The organism is Streptomyces sp. NPDC059696 (assembly GCF_042733745.1).
Classification (GTDB): domain Bacteria; phylum Actinomycetota; class Actinomycetes; order Streptomycetales; family Streptomycetaceae; genus Streptomyces.
The window spans coordinates 129,018-150,286 of the sequence record NZ_JBHWFG010000005.1; the positions used below are offsets into that span (position 1 = coordinate 129,018).

22 protein-coding genes are annotated in these 21,269 nt (G+C 74.1%); 16 read left to right on the top strand and 6 right to left on the bottom strand.

The window, feature by feature from the left end; all coding sequences use genetic code 11:
- The first annotated feature begins 6 nt into the window (after window positions 1–6).
- The 3 genes from ACFV20_RS07360 to ACFV20_RS07370 all read left to right on the top strand — a co-directional run bounded on the left by ACFV20_RS07360 (window position 7) and on the right by ACFV20_RS07370 (window position 4,081).
- Window positions 7–2,079: an iron ABC transporter permease gene (locus ACFV20_RS07360; RefSeq protein WP_385653441.1), complete on the top strand. Its 2,073-nt coding sequence runs from the start codon at window positions 7–9 to the stop codon at window positions 2,077–2,079.
- Between the two features lie 80 nt (window positions 2,080–2,159).
- The gene (locus tag ACFV20_RS07365; protein ID WP_385653443.1) at window positions 2,160–3,659 is read left to right on the top strand and encodes an APC family permease; all 1,500 of its coding nucleotides are present in this window, start codon (window positions 2,160–2,162) and stop codon (window positions 3,657–3,659) included.
- Between the two features lie 2 nt (window positions 3,660–3,661).
- Window positions 3,662–4,081, top strand: coding sequence for a universal stress protein (locus tag ACFV20_RS07370; RefSeq protein ID WP_385653446.1), 420 nt, complete (start codon window positions 3,662–3,664; stop codon window positions 4,079–4,081).
- 49 nt (window positions 4,082–4,130) lie between these two features.
- On the opposite strand, the gene ACFV20_RS07375 is transcribed toward ACFV20_RS07370, so the two are convergent.
- Complete coding sequence (locus ACFV20_RS07375) at window positions 4,131–4,502, bottom strand: (2Fe-2S) ferredoxin domain-containing protein (protein WP_385653449.1); 372 nt, start codon at window positions 4,500–4,502, stop codon at window positions 4,131–4,133.
- A gap of 63 nt (window positions 4,503–4,565) precedes the next feature.
- The gene (locus ACFV20_RS07380; RefSeq protein WP_385653452.1) at window positions 4,566–6,188 is read right to left on the bottom strand and encodes an IucA/IucC family protein; all 1,623 of its coding nucleotides are present in this window, start codon (window positions 6,186–6,188) and stop codon (window positions 4,566–4,568) included.
- A gap of 101 nt (window positions 6,189–6,289) precedes the next feature.
- Between ACFV20_RS07380 and ACFV20_RS07385 the strand changes: the two genes are divergently transcribed.
- From ACFV20_RS07385 to ACFV20_RS07395, 3 genes are read left to right on the top strand one after another with little or no spacing between them, the layout of a single operon-like run.
- Window positions 6,290–7,783, top strand: a complete 1,494-nt coding sequence (locus ACFV20_RS07385; protein ID WP_385653454.1) for an IucA/IucC family protein — start codon at window positions 6,290–6,292, stop codon at window positions 7,781–7,783.
- A gap of 44 nt (window positions 7,784–7,827) precedes the next feature.
- A complete protein-coding gene (locus tag ACFV20_RS07390) occupies window positions 7,828–9,093 on the top strand; it encodes a VWA domain-containing protein (RefSeq protein ID WP_385653456.1) in 1,266 nt (421 codons plus the stop codon).
- Entirely contained in the window at window positions 9,093–9,884 is a 792-nt protein-coding gene (locus ACFV20_RS07395; protein WP_385653459.1) for a hypothetical protein, read from the top strand. The genes ACFV20_RS07390 and ACFV20_RS07395 overlap by 1 nt, the downstream gene beginning before the upstream one ends.
- Window positions 9,885–9,933: 49 nt before the next feature.
- Here the strand turns inward: ACFV20_RS07395 and ACFV20_RS07400 are convergent, their stop codons facing one another.
- Window positions 9,934–10,590 carry a winged helix-turn-helix transcriptional regulator gene (locus tag ACFV20_RS07400; RefSeq protein WP_385653462.1) on the bottom strand — a complete coding sequence of 219 codons (657 nt, stop codon included), beginning with the start codon at window positions 10,588–10,590 and terminating at the stop codon, window positions 9,934–9,936.
- An 87-nt stretch (window positions 10,591–10,677) separates the two neighbouring features.
- On the opposite strand from ACFV20_RS07400, the gene ACFV20_RS07405 reads away from it, so the two are divergent.
- The 5 genes from ACFV20_RS07405 to ACFV20_RS07425 all read left to right on the top strand — a co-directional run bounded on the left by ACFV20_RS07405 (window position 10,678) and on the right by ACFV20_RS07425 (window position 14,828).
- Window positions 10,678–11,886 (top strand): pyridoxal phosphate-dependent aminotransferase, encoded by a 1,209-nt coding sequence (locus ACFV20_RS07405; RefSeq protein WP_385653464.1) that lies wholly within the window; start codon window positions 10,678–10,680, stop codon window positions 11,884–11,886.
- 142 nt (window positions 11,887–12,028) lie between these two features.
- Window positions 12,029–12,592: a DUF2243 domain-containing protein gene (locus ACFV20_RS07410; protein WP_385653466.1), complete on the top strand. Its 564-nt coding sequence runs from the start codon at window positions 12,029–12,031 to the stop codon at window positions 12,590–12,592.
- Window positions 12,589–13,500 (top strand): cytochrome c oxidase assembly protein, encoded by a 912-nt coding sequence (locus ACFV20_RS07415; protein ID WP_385653744.1) that lies wholly within the window; start codon window positions 12,589–12,591, stop codon window positions 13,498–13,500. The genes ACFV20_RS07410 and ACFV20_RS07415 overlap by 4 nt, the downstream gene beginning before the upstream one ends.
- Window positions 13,501–13,624: 124 nt before the next feature.
- Window positions 13,625–14,323: a hypothetical protein gene (locus ACFV20_RS07420; protein ID WP_385653468.1), complete on the top strand. Its 699-nt coding sequence runs from the start codon at window positions 13,625–13,627 to the stop codon at window positions 14,321–14,323.
- 79 nt (window positions 14,324–14,402) lie between these two features.
- On the top strand, window positions 14,403–14,828 hold the full coding sequence (locus ACFV20_RS07425) for an acyl-CoA thioesterase (RefSeq protein ID WP_385653470.1): 426 nt from the start codon (window positions 14,403–14,405) through the stop codon (window positions 14,826–14,828).
- 45 nt (window positions 14,829–14,873) lie between these two features.
- Here ACFV20_RS07425 and ACFV20_RS07430 read toward each other — a convergent pair whose 3' ends face one another.
- The 3 genes from ACFV20_RS07430 to ACFV20_RS07440 all read right to left on the bottom strand — a co-directional run bounded on the left by ACFV20_RS07430 (window position 14,874) and on the right by ACFV20_RS07440 (window position 17,537).
- Window positions 14,874–15,419, bottom strand: coding sequence for a sigma-70 family RNA polymerase sigma factor (locus ACFV20_RS07430; protein ID WP_385653472.1), 546 nt, complete (start codon window positions 15,417–15,419; stop codon window positions 14,874–14,876).
- A 141-nt stretch (window positions 15,420–15,560) separates the two neighbouring features.
- Window positions 15,561–16,655, bottom strand: coding sequence for a hypothetical protein (locus tag ACFV20_RS07435; protein WP_385653475.1), 1,095 nt, complete (start codon window positions 16,653–16,655; stop codon window positions 15,561–15,563).
- Window positions 16,656–16,676: 21 nt separating this feature from the next.
- Window positions 16,677–17,537, bottom strand: a complete 861-nt coding sequence (locus ACFV20_RS07440; RefSeq protein ID WP_385653478.1) for a lytic transglycosylase domain-containing protein — start codon at window positions 17,535–17,537, stop codon at window positions 16,677–16,679.
- Between the two features lie 403 nt (window positions 17,538–17,940).
- Here ACFV20_RS07440 and ACFV20_RS07445 point away from each other — a divergent pair, with 403 nt between their 5' ends.
- From ACFV20_RS07445 to ACFV20_RS07465, 5 genes are all read left to right on the top strand, one after another.
- The gene (locus ACFV20_RS07445) at window positions 17,941–18,486 is read left to right on the top strand and encodes a hypothetical protein (RefSeq protein WP_385653481.1); all 546 of its coding nucleotides are present in this window, start codon (window positions 17,941–17,943) and stop codon (window positions 18,484–18,486) included.
- Window positions 18,483–18,773 (top strand): hypothetical protein, encoded by a 291-nt coding sequence (locus ACFV20_RS07450; RefSeq protein WP_385653484.1) that lies wholly within the window; start codon window positions 18,483–18,485, stop codon window positions 18,771–18,773. The genes ACFV20_RS07445 and ACFV20_RS07450 overlap by 4 nt, the downstream gene beginning before the upstream one ends.
- An 85-nt stretch (window positions 18,774–18,858) precedes the next feature.
- Complete coding sequence (locus ACFV20_RS07455; RefSeq protein WP_385653487.1) at window positions 18,859–19,143, top strand: hypothetical protein; 285 nt, start codon at window positions 18,859–18,861, stop codon at window positions 19,141–19,143.
- A 23-nt stretch (window positions 19,144–19,166) separates the two neighbouring features.
- Window positions 19,167–19,973, top strand: a complete 807-nt coding sequence (locus ACFV20_RS07460; protein WP_385653491.1) for a hypothetical protein — start codon at window positions 19,167–19,169, stop codon at window positions 19,971–19,973.
- A gap of 1 nt (window position 19,974) precedes the next feature.
- On the top strand, window positions 19,975–21,219 hold the full coding sequence (locus ACFV20_RS07465) for a hypothetical protein (RefSeq protein WP_385653494.1): 1,245 nt from the start codon (window positions 19,975–19,977) through the stop codon (window positions 21,217–21,219).
- The last annotated feature ends 50 nt before the right edge of the window (window positions 21,220–21,269 follow it).

The following is a 21,269-nucleotide window of genomic DNA, read 5'->3' on the forward strand; positions in this document are numbered from 1 at the left end:
GGGGCCGTGGCCGTCACCGAAGCACCCCCCGTCCCCCGTCCGCCGGCGGCCGCGTCCCGGACGGGTGTGGCCGCGGTGACGGCCGGGCTCGTCCTGCTGGTCGCCGCGCTCGCGGTCGTCGACATCACCCAGGGCACCGCCGCCGTCGGACCGGCGCAGGTGTTCAAGGCCCTGACCGGCCGGGCCGATCCGGGCGACGCCTCCGTCGTCATCGCCTCGCGGCTGCCGCGGATGACCGCCGGTGTCCTCGTCGGCGTGGTCCTCGGCATCGCGGGCGCGGTGCTCCAGGCCGTCAGCCGCAATGTGCTCGCCTCGCCCGACACCCTCGCGGTGAACGCCGGTTCGTACCTGGCGCTCGGGCTGGCCGGCGCGACCGGCGTCTCGCTGCCGCTGCTCGCCTCCTCCGGCGTGGCCTTCGCGGGCGGGCTGGGGGCCGCGGCCGTCGTGCTCGCCCTGTCCGGCCTCGGCACGGGCACCGTCCGACTGGTCCTCGCCGGCACGGCGCTCGCCCTGGGCCTCAACTCCCTCACTGAGGGGCTGCTCCTGCTGTTCCCGCAGCAGACGGAGGGCCTTTACCAGTGGAACCAGGGCAGCATCGGCCAGAACGGCTTCGGCGGTGTCCTGCAGATGCTGCCTGTCGCCCTCGTGGGCCTGATCGGGCTGCTGCTGGTCGCCAGGCGGGTCGACGCGCTCGCCCTCGGGGACGACGCGGCACGCGGTCTCGGCGTCCCGGTGCGGGCCACCCGCGTCACGGTGGTGGTGCTCGCGGCACTGCTGTCGGCCGCGGCCGTCACACTCGCGGGACCGATCGGCTTCGTCGGTCTGTGCGCCCCCGCGCTGGTCCGGCCGCTCGCCCGTCGCTTCCGGGGCTTCGTGCGCGCCCGGGCGGCCCTGCCCGTGGCCGGTCTGGCCGGTGCCGGGCTGGTGCTCGGCTCGGACGTGCTGCTGCGGGCGCTCATCCCGGCGGACACGGCGGTCGCCGTCCCGACCGGCATCGTCACCAGCCTGGTCGGCGCCGTCTTCCTGGTGGTGACGGCGCTGCGGCTGCGGGACACCACCGGGGCCGACGTGCCGGACCGGCTGCGCGTCCCGAGCCGCGCGGCGTTCGGCGCGACCGTGATCCTTCTGGCCGCCGTGGTCGTCGGCGTCACGCTGGCCGGTGTCCTGCTGGGCGACAGCAAGCTGCTGCTCGGCGATGTCGCCAACTGGGCGCAGGGGCGGGCCGGGCAGGCCGTCACCTTCGTCCTGGACACCCGGGTGCCGCGGGTGCTCGCGGCACTGTGCGCGGGCGGCGCCCTCGCCCTGGCCGGCACGCTGGTACAGGCCGTGACCCGCAACCCGCTCGCGGAGCCCGGGGTCCTGGGCGTCTCGGGCGGTGCCGCGCTGGGCGCCGTCCTGCTGGTCACCACCGTGCCGGCGGCCGGGTCCTGGGGCATCGCGGGTGCCGCGTTCGCGGGCGCCGCACTGGCCTCCGCCATCGTCTTCGGGCTCTCCGCCCGGGGTGGCTACCGGCAGAACCGGCTGGTCCTCGTCGGGATCGGCATGGCCTCCGGCACCTCGGCGCTCATCAGCCTGCTCATCGTGCTCACCGATCCGTTCAACGCCACCAAGGCGCTGACCTGGCTGTCCGGCTCGACGTACGGGCGGACCACCGCGGACGTGCTGCCCGTCGCGTTCGTGCTGGCGCTGGGCCTGGCGGTCGCGGTCGCCCGGCGCACCGAGCTGGACCTCGTCTCCCTGGACGAGGACACCCCGCGGCTGCTCGGCCTCGGGCTCTCCTCGGCCAGACTGGGCTTCCTGGTGACGGGTGTGCTGCTCGCGGCGACGGCGGTCGCCTCGGCCGGCACGATCGGTTTCGTGGGCCTGGTGGCCCCGCACGCGGCCCGGGCCCTGGTGGGCCGTCGGCACGTGCGGGTCGTCCCCGTCGCGGTCCTGCTCGGTGCCGCGCTGGTGTGCACCGCCGACCTGCTCGGCCGTACGGTGATCGCCCCCGCCCAGCTGGGCGCCGGGTTGATGACGGCGGTGATCGGCACGCCGTACTTCCTGCACCTGCTGGTCCGCGGCCGGAAGGCGACATGAAGCCCTGATCGGGGATCAATGCCCGAAGCGCCCGAAAAGTGCCTGTTGTATGGGGGCACGCACAACGGGAGCGAGGGAGCATGGCCAAGGACATCACGGACTCGGGCCCGCCGCCGGAGGCGAGCCTGAAGCCGGACGCCATCGGGTTCGTCGACGCGCTGGTCATCGGGCTCAACGCGACCTCCCCCGCGTACTCCGTGGCCGCGGTCATCGGCCCGACCGTCGCACTGGTGGGCATCTACGCCCCCGGCGTGATGCTCGCGTCGTTCGTGCCCATGCTGCTGATCGCCTCGGCGTTCTACTACCTCAACAAGGTCGACCAGGACTGCGGCACGACGTTCTCCTGGGTCACCCGCGCCATGGGGCCCTGGGCGGGCTGGCTGGGCGGCTGGGCCATCACGATGACGGGCGTCCTGGTCGTCGGCTCGCTCGCCGACGTGGCCGTCACGTTCTTCCTGCTCGCCGTCGGCCTGGACAGCTGGGCCGACAACGACGTGGTCCGCCAGGTGCTGACGGTGCTGCTGATCGTGGTGATGACGGCCGTCTGCGTGATCGGCACCGAACTGTCGGCCCATGTGCAGAACGTCCTCATCCTGGCGCAGGTCGCCTGTCTGCTCGCCTTCGCCGTGGTGGCGCTCTACCGCGTCTACGCAGACACCGGCACCCTCGACGCCATCGATCCGAAGCTCGACTGGCTCAACCCGTTCGGGGCCGGCGGGGCGTCACTGACCGCGTCCCTGCTGCTGGGCGTCTTCATCTACTGGGGCTGGGAGTCCGCGGTCAACCTCACCGAGGAGGTCGAGGACTCCGCCACCGCCCCCGGCAAGGCGGCCGTGTGGTCGACGGTGCTGCTGCTCGTGACGTACCTCGCGGTCGCCTTCGCGGTCGTGGCCTACGCCGGTACGGACTACCTCGCCGAGAACGCCGCGGAGGAGGAGTTCATCTTCGCCCTGCTCGCCGAGGAGGCCATGGGCGACTGGGACTGGGTCGTGCTGCTGGCGGTCTCCACGTCGGCGCTCGCCTCCACCCAGACGACCATCATCCCGGCGTCCCGCACGGGTCTGTCCATGGCCCGGCGGCACGCCCTGCCCGCGCACTTCGGCCGTATCAACCCCCGCTTCCGCACCCCCGATGTGAGCACCTGGTGGGTCGCGGGCATCGCCATCGCCTGGTACCTCGTCCTGTTCCACATCAGCGAGAACGCCCTCTTCGACTCCCTCACCGCCCTGTCGCTGCTGATCGCGTTCTACTACGCCCTGACGGGCCTGGCCTGTGCGGTCTACTACCGGCGCCAACTGACCCGCAGTGCGCGCAACTTCTTCCTGATCGGCCTCGGACCGCTGATCGGCGCCGGGCTGCTGGCGTGGCTGCTGGTGGAGTCCGTGTCGGACATGGCCGACCCCGACAACTCCTACAGCGGTGTCTCGTGGTTCGGGATCGGTCCGCCACTCGTCATCGGCATCGGCATCCTCGTCGCCGGGGTGATCCTGATGATCGTGCGGCGGCTGAGGGCGCCCGCCTTCTGGTCCGAACACCCGAGCGTGGTCGACCCGGCCCTCGTCGACGGCAAGGAGTCCTGAAGATGTCGGTGGTCCTCGGCTTCGACGAGTCCCCGGGCGCCCTGAGCGCCCTGCGCGTCGCCATCGAGGTGGCGACCGCGTACGACGAACCGCTGGTGATCGTCTACGGGGCCAGCGCGCCCGGTATGACGGGCGAGGAGTACGGCGCGCACCACGAGGCCGTCCGCGAGGCCGGCAGCGCCGCGCTCGCCCACGCGGTCCGGGTGGCCGACGAGGCCGGTGTCAGGACGTCGGTGGAGCTCATCGACGAGCGGCCCGCGCAGGCCCTGATCGACGCGGCGGCCCGGCACGGGGCCAGGGTCATCGTGGTGGGCACGTGGGGCGAGAGCCCGGTGCGCGGGGCGCTGCTGGGCTCGACCCCGCACAAGCTGCTGCACCTGTCGAGCGTGCCGGTGCTCTGCGTGCCGGCGACGGAGTCATGAGGCGCTGTCAGGCCGCCCGGGCCCCGCGGCCCCGGTCATGAGCCCCGCCTCATGAGCCGCCGTCGGCGCGGGCGGTCCGCGGGCTGAAGACGTACAGGCCGAGGATGTCGGGCAGGGGCGCGACGCCGGGGCCGCCCGCGCGCACCCAGGAGACGACGTCCTCGGTGGCGGCGGGGTCGTTGACCAGTCCGAGCCACACCGGACGGCCCCCGGCGGCCCGGCCCGCGGCGGAGGGCCGGACCACGACGACGTTGGCCTGGTCGCAGACGTCGAGGCAGTCGGAGATCCGCACCGGCGCGGCCTCGCGCAGGCGCTCGGTCTGGGCGGCGTGGTCGACGCCGGTGATCTTGGGGCTGCCGCAGCAGCAGTCCCGGCAGACGACGATGCGGCAGGGCACCCCTGCGTCCGGCGTCACGGACATGCCGCCCCCTCCCTCGCTGACGGTGGTGATCATCTTTTCATGCGGGTGCCGGGCCCCGGCGGGTCAGGTGCCCTGCGCGAGGGGGTTGGGCAGCGGCCGGTAGCGGGCGTCGGCTCCGTCCGCGCCGGTCCAGCGCAGCAGCAGGTTGGTCTTCGCGGGGAGCGTCGGCGCGGTGAGCAGGGCGGGGATCTCGGGGACGTCGTGACGGGCGAGTTCCCGGCGGGCGGCCGGCCAGGGGTCGAACCCGGGGTGCCGTTCGGTGAGGGCGCCGGCGATCTCGACGAGGTGGTTGACGACCAGGCAGTACACGAGCCGCTCCCAGCCCGCCTGCCGCGGCACGTCCGCCAGCAGTTTCACGCCCTCGGCGTCCCGGTACAGCGCCTGCACCGGCAGGCCGTCGGCGTCCACGGCGACCAGGGTGTTCTGCAGGTGGGCCTCGATGACGACGCCGTGCTCGGCGAACGCCGAGAGCGCCGGGGGCACGACCTGGGCGAGATAGGCGGCCCACCAGGCCCCCGGGTCGGCGGCGCGGTCGAGCGGGCTGCCGTCGAAGCCCTCGACGAGAGCCGCGGCGAGCACCGGGACCGCACCGGGCAGGAGACGGCCGCCGAAGCCGTCGCGGACGAGGACGGCCAGGGCCTCGAAGGCGAAGTCGGCGGTGCGGTAGCCGCGGTCGCCGAGCCACACCGAGGGCCCGTCGCACGCCGCGAAGGCGGCGCACACGGCCGCGTCGGTCCTGCGCAGGGCGAGCAGGTCGTGGCGCCACAGGCGGCGGATGTCGTTGGTGATGCGCACGTCCAGGCTGAACTTGAGGAAGAGGTCCAGCTCGGGCGCGCGGAGGGTGCGGATCGCCGCCGTGGGCCAGACGTCGAAGGGGGTGGTGCCGAGCCGGATCAGCCTGCCGTCCGCGAACGCCCCGGCGAGTTCCGGCGCGGCCAGGTCCAGCTGCCAGGGGTGGGCCGGGAGCAGCCGGTAGCCGGGCGGGGCCGCGCCGAGGGCGTCGAGGGCGGAGGTGTCTCCCTCCTCGACGACGGTGTCCTCGCGCAGGCCGAGCAGCACCAGCGGGAAGCGGGCGTACGCCTCGGGCGCGTACGGCAGCCAGTCGGCCTCGGGTCCGCCGCCGCGCGCCTTGGGGGCCGGGTGGTGGGTGTGGCCGGTCAGGAGGGACTGCTCGGAGCGCAGGTAGAGGTCGTCGGGCGGGGTGGCCCGGGCGCGGGCGGCGAGCAGGGCGGCCACGACGTCCCGGCTGTCGAGCATCTCGGCGGGCAGTTCGTGCTGGGACAGGCCGGTGTGCCGGCGCAGTTCCTCGGCGACGAGCTTGACCAGTTCGGTGTGGTCGAGGCGGTGCCAGGCACCGGCGGCCTCGATCTCCGGCTCGACGGGCCGCCGTGTGCCGCGCACCCTCAGCAGCCGGCCCCCGGGCAGCCGGTGGACACGGCGGTCGCCCTCCCGGCGCACCGGCCGGGCCACCTCCCGCAGCAGGCAGTTCAGCAGGGGCACGGCGGCGCAGGCGTCGGCGAGGCGTCCGGTGGCGGGGTCGCCACCGTGCGCGCCGGCGTCGGCGCGGCGTCCGGTGGCCGGGTCGGCACCGTGGGCCGCGTCGTCGTCGGCGGGCGCGGTGGCCGGGTCGGCACCGTGGGCCGCGTCGTCGTCGGCGGGCGGGGGCATGAGGTCCACGCGTTCCACTCGTCCCTAGGGTCGTTGCAGCGTGCCGGGCGGAGATGATCAGTATGTCGGTCGTCGCCGTTCCGCTGTGACGCCCCCATTCGTACCCGAGGAGCCCGCCCGTGCACCGTCCCCCCACCGCCGAGGCCGAGGTGGCCGACGAGCTGTCCGTCGTACGGCCCGGTCTCCTGCCGCGGTACGAGGCCGCACTGCCCGGCGCCCGGGCGGCCGTGCTGTCCCGCTTGTGGCGGGGTCTCGCCCATGAGCCACTGCCCTGGGTCGTGGACCGGGAGCGGGGCCGGGACGGTCTGACGCTGTCGCTGTCCGACGGCCGCCGGCTGCACGGCCCCCGGCCGGATCCGTACGCGACCGGGGCGTACGTCACCGTCCTACTGCTCGATGACACCGCCTGCACGGATCCGGCCCGGCTGATGACCCGCCTGGCCGTGCCGCACTCCGCTTCCTTCGCGGCCGAACTCGGGCACAGTGTCGCCTCGTTGGCGCTGTCGAGGGCCGGGCAGGAGGGCGTCCGGGACGACTGGCCGGAGGCCGACTGGGAGTGGGAGCAGCGGATCGTCGACGGGCATCCGTTCCATCCGACGTGCCGCTCGCGGCCCGGCTTCTCGGTGGCCGAGCAGCTGGCCTACGGGCCCGAGCACCGGCCGGTCGTGGAGCTGGGGCTGGTGCCGGTACCGGAGGAGGAGTGCCTGGTGACGGGCATGTGGCCGGGCGAGCTGCGGGACGGCGGGCGGGTGGTGCTGCCGGTGCACCCCTGGCAGGCGGCGCACGTGCTGAAGCGGACCTGCGAGCGGCGGCGGCCCGCGCATCCGCTGATGTCCCTGCGGACGCTGGCCCTGCCCGGCGGACCGCAGGTGAAGACCTCGCTGAGCGCCCGTCTGACGTCCTCGGTGCGGGACATCTCCCTGCCGTCGGTCGCCGCGTCGGCGCTGCTGTCGGACTTCGCGGGGGTGCCCGCGGCGCGCACGGACGGTCTGCTGCACGTCACGCGCACCCTGGGCGCGGCGGCGGCCGGATCCCCCGACTTCGCGGCCGTCCTGCGGGAGTCCCCGCAGACGTACGCGGGCAGCGGTGAGCGGGTCCTGCCGGTGGCGGCGCTCGCCACCACGGACCTGCCCCGCTCCCCCGCCTGGCTGGCCCGCTTCGCGCGGCTCACCCTGACCGTCGGGCTGCGGCTGCTGGAGCTGGGCGTGGCCCTGGAGGCGCACGGCCAGAACCTGCTCGTGGTCCTCTCGGCGTCGGGCGACCCGGTGCGCCTGGTCTACCGCGACCTGGCCGACATCCGTGTCAGCCCGGCGCGCCTGGCCCGGCACGGCATCACGGTGCCCGGCCTGCCGGCCCGGATGGTCACGGACGACGAACGCGCGCTCCGCCGCAAGCTGTTCGGGTCGCTGGTGGCGGGCGCGCTGGCCGGTACGGCCGGATCGGGCCACGTGCTCGGCGCGGCCCTGGAGAGCGCCGTACGGGAGCTGCCGCGCACCCCCGACCTCGCGGCGCTGTGCGCGGATCCCCTGCCCACGAAGGCGCTGACGCTGATGCGGCTCTCGCCGCACACGCCCGGGGACCAGTGGGCGGAACTGCCCAACCCCCTGCGCTGAGCCCCGTTTTGGAACCGGCAGGGGGTGATCAATAGGATCCGGCGATGATCACAAGAACACGGCTGGCGACCGGGGTCTGTGCCCTGCTCGCCGCGCTGACGGCCGGGCTCGCCTTCCCGGCCGGGGCGGCCGCCGGTGAACCCACGGGCCAGGACGCCCCCAAGGTCGACCTCGTCCTCGATGTGAGCGGCTCGATGCGGGCCCGGGACATCGACGGCCGGTCGCGGATGGCCGCCGCGAAGCAGGCGTTCAACGAGGTGCTCGACGCGACGCCCGAGGAGGTCGAACTGGGCATCCGCACGCTCGGCGCCGACTACCCGGGCGACGACCGGAAGACGGGCTGCAAGGACACCGCGCGGCTCTATCCGGTCGGGCCGCTCGACCGCACCGAGGCCAAGACGGCCGTGGCCACCCTCACCCCCACGGGCTGGACGCCGATCGGCCCGGCCCTGCTGAAGGCGGCCGACGACCTGGACGGCGGTGACGGTTCGAAGCGCATCGTGCTGATCAGCGACGGCGAGGACACCTGCGCCCCGCTCGACCCGTGCGAGGTGGCCCGTGAGATCGCGGCCAAGGGCATCGGCCTGACCATCGACACCCTGGGCCTGGTGCCGACCGCCAAGCTCAGCCGGCAGCTGAGCTGCATCGCCGAGGCCACCGGCGGCACCTACACCTCGGTCGAGCACCAGGACGAACTCACCGACAAGGTCAACCAGTTGGTGGACCGGGCGGCCGATCCGGTGGTGACGCCGGTGCCGGCCGAGGGCGCCGACCGGTGCTCCGCGGCGCCGACGCTGAAGTCGGGTCTGTACACCGACCGCGAGGAGTTCGGGCAGCAGCGCTTCTACCGGGTGGACGTGCGGCCGGGCCAGGAACTGCGCGTGTCGGTGAGCGTCGGCGCGGACCGGGCGGTGAACCCGGGCCACGGCGTGCTGCTGCGGGCCGTCACGTCGAAGGGCCGCGAGATCGTGCGCGGCGAGGCGGCGGGCACCGGCCGTACGGACGTGCTCTCGACGGGGCTGCGCTACCCGAAGGCCGACAGCGACGACGAGGACGCTCCCGCGGAGGCGGTCTGCCTCGCCGTCTCGCACTCCTTCTCACCGGCCTCCGGCGTGAAGACCACGCCCGGTCTGCCACTGGAGCTGACCGTGGACGTCGTGGACGCCCCGGACCGGGCGGGCGACGTCGCCGCCTTCGGCCTGGGCCGCGGCTGGTGGCTGCTCGGCGTGCTCATCCTCACCGGCTTCCTCGCCGGTCTCGTCTGGGGCTGGCTGTCGCGCTGGCGGGTCGCGGTCTGGAGGACCAACTGATGCGAGTGATACGAGCGTGGGGCGCGGCGCTGCTGGCCCTGGGTGCGGCGGCCGGCCCGGCCGCCGCCGACGCCTCACCGAGCCCGTCGCAGGACGGTTCGCCGGCTCCCACGCGGGCCGGCACCTCGTTCCGCACGGCGACCGAGATCGAGCAGGGGCAGCAGGCCACGGCGAGCGGCTCCACCGGCGACTACCTGTACTGGTCGTTCCCCGCCGACACCGGACAGCGCCCCACGGTCCGGGCGCGCGTGAAGCTGCCGGACACCCACGCCGCCCAGACCTGGCAGATCGACGTCTACGACGGTCTGCGCCGCCGCCAGGCCTGCCAGTACGGGGCGCAGACCCGCACCGCGGCGGCGGACGCCTCCTCGGTGGAGCTGGCCTGTGTGCTGCGCACCGTGCGCGCCTGGTCGGAGCCGTGGGCGAACGACCCGCTGCCCGGCACGTACTACATCCGTCTGACGGCCGTGGGGGTCGGCACCGCCGACCTGGGCCTGCCGGTCGGTGCCGAGGTGCGGGCGGACTCCAAGGACATCGGCGGGTCCGCCGCGGTGGACGGCTCGCTCGCCGAGCCGCTGGTGCCGGGGATCGCCTCCGAGTCCGAGGAGGAGCAGGAGGACGCGGCGGTGCTGGCCGGTCTCGAACCCAAGGACGGCTGGACGTCCGGCTGGTGGTCGGACCGGTGGGTGTGGACCGCGGTGGGCGGGATCCTGGCCGCGCTGGCGGGTGTCGGCGGATACGCCCTGACCCGCGGGACAGGACGGCCGTCCCGGGTGCCGCCGGGGGCCTGACCGGCCCTCGACCGCACACGACCCCGACCGGTCACCACCTGATCACCCCTCAGAAGGCCCGCCCCGCGCGGGCCTTCTGCCCGTCCTCACGCAGTTCCTCGGCCAGGGCGCCGTCGCCGCTCACCTCGACCCGGCCGTCCCGCACGGCCTGGGGCAGGCTCAGTTCACCCCGGGCGACTGCCGTGCACGTGGCGGTGTCCAGGGTCAGCCGGGCGTCCGGTTCGCCGGGGGCGGGCCCGTCGCCGTAGACGGGACCCTCCACGGCACCGGCGTACAGATGGAACAGGCCCTCTTCCAGGCGGACTTCGACGAGTCCCTCGCCGTGCAGCAGGCGCAGCAGCGGCAGCGCGAACCAGTGGGCCCGCACCGCGTCCGTCGGCCGGCGCTCGCCGAGCTCGGCCCGCCCCCACTCTCCCAGCACCTGCAGCACCGGCAGCAACTCACGCCCCCGAGGGGTGACTTCGTACACGTACGCCGCCCCGGGGGGCGGCAGCCGGCGCCGGGCCGCGAGACCGTCGCGCTCCATGTCCCTCAGCCGTGAGGCGAGTACGTCGGTGCTGACGCCGGGCAGGTCCGCGTGCAGGTCGGTGTAGCGGCGGGGGCCCGCGAGCAGTTCCCGGACGATCAGCAGCGTCCAGCGGTCGCCGACGACGTCGAGCGCGCGGGCGGCGGAGCAGTACTGGTCGTAGCTTCGGCGAGGTGGCATGCGCCGCAGTCTAGACAAGTTGTTGGACTTTCCAAGCGCGTACTTGGTAAAACCAAGCAACACCAGTCGCCAGAGGGGAAACAGCGCATGGAGTTCCGGCAGTCGAGCAAGCTCAGCGAGGTCTGTTACGAGATCCGCGGCCCGGTCATCGAGCACGCCGACGCGCTGGAGGAGGCGGGTCACAGCGTGCTGCGCCTGAACACCGGCAACCCGGCGCTCTTCGGTTTCGAGGCGCCGGAGGAGATCGTCCAGGACATGATCCGGATGCTGCCGCAGGCGCACGGCTACACCGACTCGCGCGGCATCCTCTCCGCCCGGCGTGCGGTGGCCCAGCGGTACCAGACGCTCGGCCTGGAGGTCGGCGTCGACGACGTCTTCCTCGGCAACGGCGTCTCGGAACTGGTGTCGATGGCCGTGCAGGCGCTGCTCGAGGACGGCGACGAGATCCTCGTTCCCGCGCCCGACTTCCCCCTCTGGACGGCGGTGACCACGCTCGCGGGCGGCAAGGCGGTCCACTACCTGTGCGACGAACAGGCCGACTGGTACCCCGACCTCGACGACATGGCGTCGAAGATCACCGACCGGACGAAGGCGGTCGTGATCATCAACCCGAACAACCCCACCGGCGCGGTCTACCCCAAGGAGATCGTCGAGGGCATCCTCGACCTCGCCCGGCGGCACGGCCTCATGGTCTTCGCCGACGAGATCTACGACCAGATCCTCTACGACGACGCCGTGCACCACTCGGCCGCCGCCCTCGCCCCCGACCTGGTCGTCCTGACCTTCTGCGGTCTGTCCAAGACCTACCGCGTGGCGGGCTTCCGCTCCGGCTGGCTGGTGGTGACGGGCCCGAGGCAGCACGCCAAGGACTACCTGGAGGGCCTCACCATGCTGGCCTCCATGCGACTGTGCGCCAACGCGCCCGCGCAGTACGCCATCCAGGCCGCGCTCGGCGGGCGGCAGTCCATCCGCGAACTGACCGCACCGGGCGGGCGGCTCCTGGAGCAGCGGGACGTGGCCTGGCGCATGCTCAACGAGATCCCGGGCGTGACCTGCGTGAAGCCGAAGGGCGCGCTCTACGCCTTCCCGCGCCTCGACCCCAAGGTGCACCGGATCCACGACGACGAGCGGTTCGTGCTGGACCTGCTGCTGCGGGAGAAGATCCAGGTGGTGCAGGGCACCGGGTTCAACTGGCCGTCACCGGACCACTTCCGCATCCTGACCCTGCCGCACGCGGAGGACCTGGAGGCGGCGATCGGCCGGATCGGGCGGTTCCTCGGCGGGTACCGCCAGTAGACACAGGCCGTTTCCCGCCGATCCGCGGGGTCGACCGGAAACGGTCTTTGAGCCGGATGGGGGACGAGCGCAAGGCGTTGAGCGCCGCGCAGAAGGGAACGTCGTCTTCGGCCCTTCCCCCAGGCAGGAGCGGAGACGAGTGATGGCCACCACGCAGGGCGAAGCCCGGACCGGCGCCGCACGACCGGCGGACCTCAAGCTCCCGGGCATCGTGCTCGGGGTCGGGATGGGCGGATTCGCCGACGGCATCCTGCTCCACCAGTTGCTGCAGTGGCACCACATGCTCTCCAGCACCAACCAGGACCGCATCGGGGTGAAGTACTACAACCCCCACACCGTCTCCGGCCTGGAGATGAACACCCTGTGGGACGGCGTCTTCCACACCGTGTGCTGGCTCGCGGTCCTGCTCGGCCTGGCCGTGCTGTACGCGCGGGTCACCCACGACCGGCTGCGGGTGTGGACCTCCCGGGTGCTGTGGGGCTGGATGCTCGTCGGCTGGGGCCTGTTCAACCTCGTGGAGGGGGTGCTGGACCACCACGTCCTCGGCATCCACCACGTCCACGCCGGGGAGGGCCGGGTCTGGTGGGACATCGGCTTCCTCGTCCTGGGCGCCCTGCTGGTCGCCGGCGGCCTCCTGCTCCAGCGCGGCGGCCGGTCCTTCGACCCCGGTGCGGGCGCCGGCCGGCACGAAGGCACGCGCGGCTGATGGGCCACCATCCGCAGGAGCACGGGCATGCCGCGGGCGGCGGTGCCCCGGACTGGCTGCCGCCCGCGCTCCTGCTGCTCATCGCCTGCGCCGCCTACCTGCTGCTGGTCCGCCGGGCGTGCCGCCGCAACCCGGTCCTCGGCTGGAGCCGGTGGCGCACCGGCTGGTTCCTTGGCGGGATCCTCCTGCTGGGCGTCGCGCTGCTGCCGCCCGTGGCCCCCTTCGCCCACGAGGACTTCCGCGGGCACATGGTCCAGCACCTCCTCATCGGCATGTACGCGCCGCTCGCCCTGGTCCTGGCCGCCCCCGTCACGCTCCTGCTGCGCGCCCTGCCGGTCGCCCCGGCCCGGCGTCTGACCGCGGTGCTGCACAGTCCCCCCGCCCGCCTGCTCACCCACCCGGCGGTCGCGCTCGCGCTCTCCGCGGGCGGCCTCGCGGTGCTGTACTTCACGCCCCTGTACGACGCGACCACGGCCGCCCCGGCGGCGCACTGGCTGCTGCACGCGCACTTCCTGCTCTCCGGGTGCCTGTTCGCCCACGTCATCGCCGGACCCGACCCGGCCCCCGCCCGGCCCGGGGTCAGGGCCCGGCTGGTCTGGCTCGGCGTCGCGATCGCGGCACACGCGGTGATCTCCCAACTGATGTACGGCGGCTTCTGGGTCGACATCCACGCGCCGGTCGACCAGGTGCGGGGCGGCGCGGAGATCATGTACTACGGCGGTGACCTGGCCGAGCTGCTGCTGGCGGCCGCGCTGGTGGCCACCTGGCGGCCCGAGCCCCGGCGGGCGGCGGGGCGGGGTGTGTCGGGCCGGGGTGTGTCGGGTCGGGGTGTGTCGGGTCGGGGCGTGCCGGGTCGGGGTTCGGGGCGGGGAGTCGTCCCGGCGCGGAATGTCAGTGGCGGGTCGTAGCCTTCGAGCAGGTGGGGGTGTGGTGCCCCTTCGAGCAGGTGGGGGTGTGGTGCCCCGCGCCGGCCATGTGCCCGTCGCCGGACGGATGGGACTGCCGGACGGACCGGACGGAGAGGAGTGTGCCGTGACCCGACCGCCGACCGCCGCGCAGCGGCGTGTCATCGACGCCGCCGATCCCGTGACCGGGCGGCTGCGGGGCACGGAGGCGCAGCTCACCGCCCTGGTGAAGCGGGGGCTTGCCTTCCGGCATCCCCGGCCGCCGCACGACCACTTCCTCTCGCCGGAGGGACACCGGGTGCGGCAGGGCATCACCCGGGCGCCCGAGGCCGGGTCCGGGGACGCATCCGGGGCCGCGTCCGGGTCCGGGGCCGCGTCCGGGTCCGGGGCCGCGTCCGGGTCCGGGGGCGCCCCTGCGTCGGCGGGCGTGTTCGCCGCGCGCGTGGGCGGTGAGGAGACCGCCGCGGCCACCGGCCCCGCCCGGCGCCGTGAGGTGCACAGCGCCTGGCAGGGGCTGCTGGAGCTGCGCCGGATGACCAATCCGGGCGGGGACGTGGACCGGCCGTGCGGCTGGGAGCGTACGCACCTGGTGCGGGCGGCGGCGCTGGCCCTTGAGGCGGCCGGGCACGCTCCGGCGGGGACGGAGGGCGGGGGCTACCGCGTATGGGAGACCCCGCAGCCGGAGGCCGTCGCCGTCCACGAGCCCGACGGGGAAGCGCTGCGGGCCTGCGCGGCCACCCTGGAAGGGGCAGGCTGGCAGGTGAGCGAGCACCGCGAGCCGCGCACCGGGAGCCGGTATCTGCTGGCTTCGCCGCGCCGGGCGTGAGGGACATGCCAAGATCGGTGGATCGTTGCGCAGTGCACGAGAGTCCGGTGCGAGAGATCCGGCGCGAGAAGGGAAAACCGTGAGCGAGCCGTTTTCCGTCCCTGTGACCGTCCGTGGCTACGAGACGGACGTCCAGGGACACCTCAACCAGGCGGTCTACCTGAACTACGCGGAGCACGCCCGCTGGTCGCTGCTCCACGCCGCGGGGATCAGCCAGTCCGCCCTCGTCGGCAGTGGCGTAGGCCCGGTCGCCCTGGAGACGACCATCCGCTACAAGCGCGAGCTGCTCGCGGGCGACGAGGTCGAGGTGACCTGCGCCTTCGCGTGGAGCGGCGGCAAGACGTTCCGGATCGAGCAGAGCGTCGTGAAGGCCGACGGCACGGTGGCCGCGGAGATCACGGCGGTCGGCGGGATCCTGGACCTCGAGCAGCGCAGGCTGGTCGCCGACCCCGCGGCGGTCTTCAGGAAGCTGGCGTCGGACCCGGGGCTGTTCGGACTGGAGTAGGGCCGCGGGCGAGATCCCCGGCGGGCGGACGCCCGGCATGGCCGGTCATCGCACCCCGCGTTCCTCCAGGGCCGCTCTGAGGCTGCGCAGGGCGTAGTAGACACGGGACTTCACCGTGCCCTGGGGGACGCCCAGCGCGGTGGCCGCCTGGTGCGTGGTGCGGTCGGCGAAGAAGGTGGCCTCCAGGGCCTCGCGGTGGGCCGGCGTCAGGGCCCGCAGGGCGTCGTGCAGGACGACGGACGACAGCATGCGTTCGATGTCGTCGGCGTCGGTGCCCAGTTCGGTCAGCCAGTCGGCGCCGCCTATCTCCTGAGGACGGGCCATCTTCGTCCGGTGTGCGTCGATCACGATGTTGCGGGCGATGCGGAACATCCAGGGGCGTACGGCCATGCCCTCGCCGTCGGCGAGCGTCTGCTTGTTCCAGCAGCGCAGCAGCGTCTCCTGGAGGACGTCCTCCGCACGGTGGGTGTCCCCGCCCAGCATGCGCAGCACGTAGGCGTAGAGGGCCGGACCGTGCTCCAGATAGAGGTCTCTCAGGGCCCGTTCCTCGGGTGACACCGCGCTCGCGGACCCGATCACCGTCACGTTCATGGTGTGCTCCTGCTCCTGCTCCGTGGGGCGGCCCGCCGGCCATGTCGGCCGGAAGCGGGGCCTCCGGTGGAACGGAGTGTGGTCAGGGGCGTTCCACGCTCGTTTGACGCGCGGTCCACGGCGCGTACATCGACCGTCCGGTCACACGTGGGCCGACAGCGACGCCATCTGGGCGCGCACCCGGCGGGCCAGTCGTTCGTCCGTCGGCGCGAGGCGGCCGGCGGCGCGCAACCGGTCCCACATGTGCAGCAGTTCGCCGCCGTGGACGATGACCGCCCCGCCGTCCTCCAGGCGCTGCCAGGCGGCTGCCGCCCGTGCGATCGCCGCGGGGGCCCCGGGGTCCCCGGCGCCGCACAGGATGCGGGCCACCGAAAGGGCCAGGACGGTCGCCTCCCTGTGGTCTCCGCGCAGGTGCGCCAGGTACGCCTCCATGGCCCGTGCCTCCAGCGCGTCCGGGTGCTCCGTGCCGGCCGACCGGGTCAGCGCCACGCGCAGGGCGGTCACCTCGGCGGACGCCTCCTCGATCCGGCCCGCGGCCGTCAGCGCGTTGATGTGCGCGACCTTTGCGGCGAGTTCCGGCGGAAGGGCGCGGAGCGGCCGGGGAGGCGGGGCGGGGGCCGGGGGTGCGGAGGGTGCGGGGGCGGGGGCAGCGGAGGGTGTGGGTGCGGGGGCAGCGGAGGGTGCGGTCGCCGCGGCCCGGGCGCGGGCGACCGCGGCGGCGACGGCCGAGACGGGGGCGGGAGCGGGGGCCGAGAGGGGGGCGGAAACGGGAACGGGAGCGGGGGCGGGAGCGGGGGCCGAGACGGGGGCGGAAACGGGAACGGGAGCGGGGGCGGGAGCGGGGGCCGAGACGGGAACGGGAGCGGGGGCCGAGACGGGGGCGGGAGCGGGAGCCGGCGGCGGGGGTCCGGGGGCTTGATGGTCCGTCGCCTCCGTCGTGTCCCTTCCCTCCCTCTCCTCCCTGTCCTGCCTCTCCTCCCTGTCCTGCCTCTCCTCCCTCCCCTCCGTCGCATCGAGAAGCCGGCTGGAGCCGTCGGGTGCCACCTGAAGCACGAAGTGGGCGTCCGAGAGGCCGTCGTTCACCGTGGCCTCGACCGCGGCGGCACGCTCCTGCGCGTGACGTTGCAGGCGGTCCAGCACGGCCTCGTGCACGGACCCACCCTCCTCGACGACCAGGAGCTCGCCGTTGATCTCGGCGCGTCCCTCACCCGGGATGCGCACCGCGAAGCGGGTCATGACTGGCAGTCCTCCTGATACTCAGACGCCGGAAGCGGCGGAAGCGGCGGAAGCGGACGGGGAGGCGGTGGGCCCCGGGCCCGTTCCCGGGGTGACGTCAGGAGTGACGCCCGGGGTTACTCCCGGTGTGGCGCCGGGAGGCGGGGCGGCCACGCCCGCGTACTTGGCGAACTGCGCCCGGACGGCGAGGACGTAGCCCTGCGCCTCGTTCGTCTGCGGCACTCCCCTGGCCGCCCGCACGGCGTCCATTCCCACGTGGTAACCGGCCAGCGCGAGGTCCAGGACGCTGCCGGTGGCCTCGTTCGCGTCGATCATCCGCTGGGCCTGGTCGGCCAGATCGCACAGGTGGCGGCCCTGGGCCATGATCGAGTCCTCGGCGTCGAAGGCCGAGGTCTTGTCGTTGTCGTCGTCGTCCTCGCCGTACTTCTCGAAGACCGCGGGCGGCAGTTGGCTGATGCCCTCCTCGCCGTTCTCGCCGACCAGTTCCCGGTTGAAGCCGGACTCCCGCTCGATCTGCGAGGCGATGACGACCGGGCCGATCGCCCCGCACAGCTCACCGGCCTCCTCGATCGGGTCCACCAGATCCTCCGGCACCGTCGAGGAGTCCAGGTCGCCGCCGCCGTCGCCGTTGAAGACGGCAATCACCTCGTCCGCGTCGTCCGCACCGGCGGAACCGTCTCCGCCGCCGCCCGAGAACAGCAGGATCAGCGCGATCAGCGGCGCCAGCAGGACCCCAAAACCGCCGATGATGATGATCACGACCAGGGTGCCGAGCAGCGCGAGCGGCGACAGCAGGCAGCCGCAGCCGGTGCCGGCGGCGATGGTGTTCCGGACGGCGGTGGAGGTCCCGCCCTCCCCGCTCTCTCCCGTGCCCGCGCTCATGGGCCCGCCTTCTTCCTCTTGCCTTGAACCGCGACGGCTGGACGGCCCGTTGTGCTGTCGACGGGCTCGGGAGATCGAAACGGGCCCGGGAGCAATTCAGTTCAAACCCGTGGACATCGAATGAGCCAGCACAGCCGAAGCGCGAGCGGAGAAGGAGGGCTGACCGCACATGAGCACTCCTGAGGCGACGCCGTCGAACCCTCAGTCATGGGTCCGGGGGCCGAAGCCCGGACGGCCGGCGGCCCCCGGAGGCGGTACCTCCGGCTCGGGCACCCCGCCGAGCGCGGGGCAGGGCACGGCCTCCTCGACCGGGCAGGCCACCACGCCGACTCCGCACGCCCCACGGGCACCCCGCCCGGGCCCCGCGCCAGGCCCTGGCCCCTTGCCGGGGCCGGGCAGAAGGGTGGGGCAGGCCGCGCGCCGGGGCTCCGCCGGCTCCGCCCCGCGGACCTCCGCGCCCGGAGGCGGCGAGGCCCCCTGGGACGAGCCGGTGCGGCGGGCCCCGGGACGTGGGAGGTCACGGGGGGAGATCGGGTGGGTCAAGGCGCACGGCGGGGCCGGTGCCAGCTCGCTCGCCGAAGCGCTCGGCGGGGTCGACGTGGGCGCGCGCTGGCCGGAGCCCGCGCGGGGCGAGCCGCGCCGGATCCTGCTGGTCGGCCGGACGAGCGCGCGCGGACTGACCGCCGTGTCACGGGCGTTGGGCGCGCTGCGGGACGGCAAGGCCCCTCAGGGGGTCGACCTGCTGGGTGTCGTCCTCGTCGCCGACGCCCCCGGGCGGCTCCCGCTCGGCCTGCTGCGCCGCATCCGGGTCGTCCGCTCGGTCGCCCGCGTGCAGCGCGTGCCGTGGATACCGGCCTGGCGCGTGGGCGGACAGCCCGCGCGGCTGCCCCGGCAACTCAGTGTGCTCGCCGACCTGGTGGGCGCCGACGGTGAAGAAACCGACGCATGACCTCCCCCCTCACGAGCCTCGCCCTGCCCTTCGGCGGGCGGCTCGCCGCCTACACCCCGACCCCCGACGCGGGCGCGATCCTCGGCGTCCTCGCCTGGTGCGCCTCGGCCGCGGGGGTCGGCGGCCTGCTCATCGTCGGCATGCAGATGGCCATCCAGCTGCGGCGCGGCGAACCGGGCGAGGGCGGCACGTACTTCCGCGGCTTCTTCTTCGTCACCCTGGCCTGCCTGCTCGCCACGACGGCCGGTCCGCTCGTCGCGTTCCTCGGTGACCTGTCCCTCCACTGAGGGCCGGGCACCTCCTCCGCACCACCCACTCATCCGCTTCCCCGCGCCCGCCGCTCGCGCGCGGCGCCGACCACCCGGAGATCGCATGTCCCTGCTCCTCGAAACCACCCACCTGCTCGCCGGCGGTGTGCCCCAGCCGCAGAGCAACGCCCCCGGCGAACTCACCCGCAAGGTCAACACCGTGCTCGGCATAGCCGCCTGGGCGGGCACCGCCGCCGGTGTGGCCGGGGTGCTGATCACCGGCACGATGATGGCCATCTCCCTCAAGCGCGGTGAGAGTTCCGAGCACATGAGCCGGCTCGGCATGGTGCTCGGCGGCTGCGTCCTGGTCGCCACGGCCGGTCCGCTGGTCCGCTTCGTCTTCAACTGACCGCGGACGACGGGACGATCGAGATGTTCACGCGCAGGAAGTACCGGGAGCCACGCCGGTACCGGTCCGATCCGTCGGAGCCGTACTGGAGGCAGCGCGGCTGGCAGGCGTCGGCGGCGTTCCTCGGCGTCGTCGTCCTGCTGAGCGGGATCGTCGCCCTGACGGCGGGCCGGGGCACCGCGGACGAGGGCGCGAGCGCCCAGCCGTCGAAGGGGCCGCTGTCCGGATCCCCGGCCATGAAGGACGGCCGGCCGGACGGGTGCCGCACCGACGACGGACACGGCGACGTCATGCCCACGTCCCCGCCGGACGATGTCGACTGGCGCGCCCTCGGCGTCACGCGCGTGCCCGTCTCGGCGTCGGCCGGCCCGACCCTGGCCCAGGGCCCGGTGTGGTGGTGCTTCGCGCACACGCCGACCGGGGCCGTCCTGGCCGCCCACGTCATTCCCTCGCACATGAGCGGACCCGACTGGCGGACGATCGCCCAGGAGCAGCTGGTGGCCGGCCGGGGGCGGGACCTGTTCGTCTTCACACGCTCCACCGTCCGGGACGACGCCCCGGCCGGCACGCGGAGCACCGGCTCCCGCCCGGACGCCGGTTCCGGCGGCTCGTCCGCCGCCTCCTACGCCGGATTCTCGGTGCCCGCCTACTCCGGCACGGCGGCGACGGTGGAGCTGCTGCTCAAGACCGGTCAGGGCTACGCGACGACCTCCGTCGCCCTGCGCTGGAGCGGCGGCGACTGGAAGGTCCAGCCCTCCGGCAACGGTGCCCTGCACACCCCGGTGAAGGCGGTCCAGGGCACCGACGGCCATCTGCTCTGGGGGGTCTGACATGGCCTGCCCGACCGGCAATCCCCTCGTCGACATCGCGGTCGGCTTCTTCAGCTTCCTCGGCGACCCCATCGGGACCATCGTCGAAGGCGTGGCCAACGCCGTACTGGCGGGCGCCATCGCGGTGTTCGGGGCGCTGACCACCGGCATCCCGACCCTGTCGGGGACCACCACCGCCCAGGACATCAACAGCCAGACCCAGTGGATCGTGGTGTATCTGGCGGTCGGCTCGCTGCTGTTCGCGTCCGCCCGGATGGCGATCGAGCGGCGCGGGGCGGCCGGCACGACCGCGCTGAAGGGCATCATGCGGGTCGTCCTGGTCTCGGGGGCCGCCACCACCGTGGTCACGGCCGCCGCCGCCCTCTCGGACGACTACTCCACCTATCTGTTCAACGCGGGTGCGGAGAAGCAGCTGAGCGCCGTGGGGGCCTGTTCCGACGGCAACGGCATCGAGTCGTTCCTGCTGCTGGTGCTCGCCTTCCTGCTGCTGATCGCCGGGATCATCCACACGATCCTGCTCTACATCCGCCTCGGCGTCATGATCCTGCTGCTGGGCACCCTTCCGCTGGCCGCCGCCGCCTCGATGACGGACTGGGGCGGCGGCTGGTGGCGCAAGCACCTCGGCTGGATGATCGCCTGGCTGTTGTACAAACCGGCGGCCGGGCTGGTGCTGTACGCGGGTTCGGCCATGATCAGCTCGGGTCGGGACGGCGGCAGCGACATCAACGAACGCATCGCCGGTATCGGCGTGATGCTGTTGTCCGCCGTCGCCCTGCCCGCCCTGCTGAAGCTCGTCGTGCCCGCCACCGCCGCACTCGGCGGGGCGTCCGCGATGTCCGGGGCGATGTCCACGGTCGGCGGGTCCCTGGCGTCCGGAGCCCGTTCGCTCGGCAGCGGTGGAGGAAGTGGCGGCAGTGCCGGGCAGAGTGGTCCGCGCGGCGCGTCGGGGGCATCGGGGGCGTCCGGGTCGGGCGGCTCGGGCGGTTCGCAGGGCTCCTCCGGTTCCTCCGGCACACCGGGTGCGCCCGGTCCGGGAGGCGTCGGCCACCCGGGTGCCTCGGGCGCCGGGGCGGGTGGCGGTGCCGGCGGGGGCGGAGCGGCCGCGGGCGCGGGCCGGGCCGCCGCCGCGGCGGGCGGTCCGGTCGGGGTCGCCGTCGGGGCGGCGGTGACGGCGGCTCAGATCGCCGGCCGTGCCGCCTCCGGCTCGCTGGAGGGCGCCGACCCGGACAAGGGGCACAACACCTGACCCGTGCGGCCCGGGCGGCCCGGCGCCACCGCCGGACCGCCCGGCGGCCG

What these genes read in the sequence shown, in the direction of transcription:
- ACFV20_RS07465 (WP_385653494.1), top strand. Translation starts at nt 19,975, where the DNA reads ATGGCCTGCCCGACCGGCAATCCCCTCGTCGACATCGCGGTCGGCTTC.
- ACFV20_RS07405 (WP_385653464.1), top strand. Translation starts at nt 10,678, where the DNA reads ATGGAGTTCCGGCAGTCGAGCAAGCTCAGCGAGGTCTGTTACGAGATC.
- ACFV20_RS07365 (WP_385653443.1), top strand. Translation starts at nt 2,160, where the DNA reads ATGGCCAAGGACATCACGGACTCGGGCCCGCCGCCGGAGGCGAGCCTG.
- ACFV20_RS07460 (WP_385653491.1), top strand. Translation starts at nt 19,167, where the DNA reads ATGTTCACGCGCAGGAAGTACCGGGAGCCACGCCGGTACCGGTCCGAT.
- ACFV20_RS07440 (WP_385653478.1), bottom strand. Translation starts at nt 17,537, where the DNA reads ATGAGCGCGGGCACGGGAGAGAGCGGGGAGGGCGGGACCTCCACCGCC.
- ACFV20_RS07400 (WP_385653462.1), bottom strand. Translation starts at nt 10,590, where the DNA reads ATGCCACCTCGCCGAAGCTACGACCAGTACTGCTCCGCCGCCCGCGCG.
- ACFV20_RS07455 (WP_385653487.1), top strand. Translation starts at nt 18,859, where the DNA reads ATGTCCCTGCTCCTCGAAACCACCCACCTGCTCGCCGGCGGTGTGCCC.
- ACFV20_RS07435 (WP_385653475.1), bottom strand. Translation starts at nt 16,655, where the DNA reads ATGACCCGCTTCGCGGTGCGCATCCCGGGTGAGGGACGCGCCGAGATC.
- ACFV20_RS07370 (WP_385653446.1), top strand. Translation starts at nt 3,662, where the DNA reads ATGTCGGTGGTCCTCGGCTTCGACGAGTCCCCGGGCGCCCTGAGCGCC.
- ACFV20_RS07375 (WP_385653449.1), bottom strand. Translation starts at nt 4,502, where the DNA reads ATGTCCGTGACGCCGGACGCAGGGGTGCCCTGCCGCATCGTCGTCTGC.
- ACFV20_RS07410 (WP_385653466.1), top strand. Translation starts at nt 12,029, where the DNA reads ATGGCCACCACGCAGGGCGAAGCCCGGACCGGCGCCGCACGACCGGCG.
- ACFV20_RS07450 (WP_385653484.1), top strand. Translation starts at nt 18,483, where the DNA reads ATGACCTCCCCCCTCACGAGCCTCGCCCTGCCCTTCGGCGGGCGGCTC.
- ACFV20_RS07430 (WP_385653472.1), bottom strand. Translation starts at nt 15,419, where the DNA reads ATGAACGTGACGGTGATCGGGTCCGCGAGCGCGGTGTCACCCGAGGAA.
- ACFV20_RS07395 (WP_385653459.1), top strand. Translation starts at nt 9,093, where the DNA reads ATGCGAGTGATACGAGCGTGGGGCGCGGCGCTGCTGGCCCTGGGTGCG.
- ACFV20_RS07390 (WP_385653456.1), top strand. Translation starts at nt 7,828, where the DNA reads ATGATCACAAGAACACGGCTGGCGACCGGGGTCTGTGCCCTGCTCGCC.